Source organism: Vibrio sp. V10_P2A27P122 (genome assembly GCF_963874335.1).
GTDB classification, from domain to species: Bacteria; Pseudomonadota; Gammaproteobacteria; order Enterobacterales; family Vibrionaceae; genus Vibrio; species Vibrio anguillarum.
This window is the reverse complement of the sequence record NZ_CAWNHY010000191.1, coordinates 1-2,692: the sequence shown is the minus strand read 5'-3', so window position 1 is coordinate 2,692 and position 2,692 is coordinate 1. Positions and strand designations below refer to the sequence as shown.

Annotated in this window: 2 protein-coding genes; both read left to right on the top strand. The window is 40.0% G+C overall.

Annotation, left to right across the window (positions count from 1 at the left end; all coding sequences use genetic code 11):
• Window positions 1-78 precede the first annotated feature (78 nt).
• Window positions 79-2,085 carry a DNA sulfur modification protein DndD gene (gene dndD, locus AACQ17_RS08430; protein WP_094147717.1) on the top strand — a complete coding sequence of 669 codons (2,007 nt, stop codon included), beginning with the start codon at window positions 79-81 and terminating at the stop codon, window positions 2,083-2,085.
• Window positions 2,085-2,432, top strand: coding sequence for a DNA sulfur modification protein DndE (gene dndE, locus AACQ17_RS08425; RefSeq protein ID WP_094167667.1), 348 nt, complete (start codon window positions 2,085-2,087; stop codon window positions 2,430-2,432). Before dndD ends, dndE begins: the two co-directional genes overlap by 1 nt.
• Window positions 2,433-2,692 lie beyond the last annotated feature (260 nt).

The following is a 2,692-nucleotide window of genomic DNA, read 5'->3' as shown; positions in this document are numbered from 1 at the left end:
TCATCAAGAAATTGAACGCTATAACCAGCAACTTGCCGATCTCGATAAACAGCTTCAAAAAGAGTTTTAACTAATAACATGTTGATTACAAAACTAACTTTAAACAACTTCCGAGTATTTCGCGGAGTCCATGAAATCGACTTACGTCCAACACCAGAAAGCTTGAATAGATCTAAACAACCCATCATTTTATTTGGTGGTCTTAACGGCGCAGGAAAAACCTCTATCCTGAGTGCGGTTCGTTTAGTGTTATTTGGTAGACAATCATTTAACCAAATGTTGACCAATAACGACTATATTAATGAACTCAATGAGCTGATTCACAAGGGGGCTGGTACCATTAGTCAGCAGCCTGATAACGCTTATATTGAGCTCGAATTCCAGTACAGTCAAAATGGTGAAGAAAGTACCTATAAGGTTATTCGTAGCTGGAAGCGTGGACAGAAAGATAAACTTTACCTTGAAAAAGATGACGTAGCGCTAACAGAGTTGGACTACGACCAGTGCCAAGGCTTCTTAAATGAATTGATCCCAACAGGTATTGCAGATCTCTTTTTCTTTGATGGCGAAAAAATTGCTGAACTCGCAGAAGATGAATCCGGTACGGTGCTTAAAACGGCAGTGCGCCGCCTTTTAGGCTTAGATGTGATTGCAAAGCTAAAAAGCGATCTAAATATTTTCCTAAAAAAACAAGGTGCGAGCTCTCTCAGTCATTCCATTCAAGAAGAAATGGAAGCATTGGATCAAAAACGCATCCATCATGAGCGCGCCGCCGAAAAACTACGGTTTCATGCCGAAAATGATATTTATACTCAAATTGAACACACCTCAGCAGAAATTCAGAACTTAGAAAATAAGCTATCTCAAAACGGGGGCGCTTGGGCGAAAACTCGGCAGGCGGAGCAGAGCAAAGTCGATGACTTGCTCAAAGAAAAAGTGGAGCTTGAAAAACAAATCCGTATGGAAATGGAATCTAGCCTCCCCTTTGCTCTCGCACCGAAGGCAATGAAGTTACTTCTAACAAAAATCGAACAAGAACAGGCGATAAAGCAAAAACAAAACTTTGGGAAAGAGCTTGATTCATTTCTTGAAACGCTCAAAGCCAAGCTTGCGTTTAATTTAAGTAGCTCGGCACCCGCGGCAATGGAGGCTATCAATGATAGCTTGCTTGAGCATATAGGGAACATTCAAAAACAGCATTTACTGTTAGACATTTCTGATCGCCAAGCTAATACCATTAATTATCAAATTGCTACATTAGCGAAAGACTCTTTTACTCGTTTTGATCAAGCAAGAAACCGATTACAACTCGTTGAAGAAGAGATTGATAACATCTCGACCAATATCGCACGCGCTCCTGAACAAGAGATGGTTCAAGACTGGTTTGCCCAAGTACGTCAATTAGATAAAGATAAAGCAAAGCTCATCGCTGAATACAAAGACTTACTTGAAGCAGCAAAGAGTGAGTTACGGTTGGCGTTAGATTACGCACGTCAAATGCAAAAATTACACGATAAACACAAAGATCAAACCAATAAAGACCAAAGTATTAGCAATGCACAAAACGCAATGTTATTACTCGGCAAGTTTGGTGAGCAGTTGACTAAAGCTCGTGTAAAACAGCTTGAAAATGAGTTTGTTCAATCTTACCAAAAGCTTGCGCGAAAAGAGGACTTACAATTAAGTGCGACGATCAATCCAGTCACTTTCGACGTTGAGCTTATCGATGATCGCGGTATTAAAATCAATCGTAAAGCCATGTCGGCCGGAGAAAAGCAAATCTACGCTATCTCCATATTGGAAGCGCTTGGCCGCACATCGGGTCGTAAACTGCCAATTATTATTGATACACCATTAGGCCGTTTAGACTCGCATCATCGTGACAAGCTGGTTGAGAATTATTTCCCATTTGCCAGCCATCAAGTCGTTATTCTATCAACAGATACTGAGATAGATAAAAATTATACGAGACTTATCCAAGATGATATCGCCCGTACTTATGAAATCTGTTTTGACGGTAGAACTAAATCTTCAACCATTAAAGAAGGCTACTTCTGGAAAGAAGCAAATAAGGAGGCCGTGTAATGCTACCTAACCGCATGAATCTAACGCGCACAACGGAAGAGCAGTTAAAAAAACTTAAAGGCTATACAGGTATTACACCCAACGTTTCTGCACGCATTGCCTTTTTCCGCTCAATTGAAAGTGACTTTCGCTATAGCGGCCAAGAAGCGAAATTAGACGGCTCACTTGTGTTGGATAAGTATACTTGGCTTGGTGAAACCAGTGACATCACAGAGTTAGTGTTGAAGATGTACTACCCAGAGCTAGACCCTAAAGGATACCAGCAAGCATGGGCAGCACATGTTGAGGATGGAATAGCTGCGATTCGAAATCATAAAAACATTTCTAATTTATCGGAAAAGTTATAACTATAAATAGTTAAAAGGAACTTTTAACTTAAAATCAGATGCAGGCTATTTCTACATAGCCTGCTTTCACTAAAAAGTATTGCTAACCAACTAACTGTAACCCTAAGTCATTCAATAAAGTTCTTTTAAACACTGCAGATCCTAACGCCTTTACAGCTCGGGGATCAGGTTGCTTTTCCAAATATTCGTTTAGGGATATTTCCAGTTTATCAATAAGCTCTGAGAGTGAAGAATTTGGCATGAGAAAATTCAGATAAACA

Bases quoted from the DNA above. Each gene is read 5' to 3' on its own strand.
- dndD (WP_094147717.1), top strand. From the start codon at position 79: ATGTTGATTACAAAACTAACTTTAAACAACTTCCGAGTATTTCGCGGA.
- dndE (WP_094167667.1), top strand. From the start codon at position 2,085: ATGCTACCTAACCGCATGAATCTAACGCGCACAACGGAAGAGCAGTTA.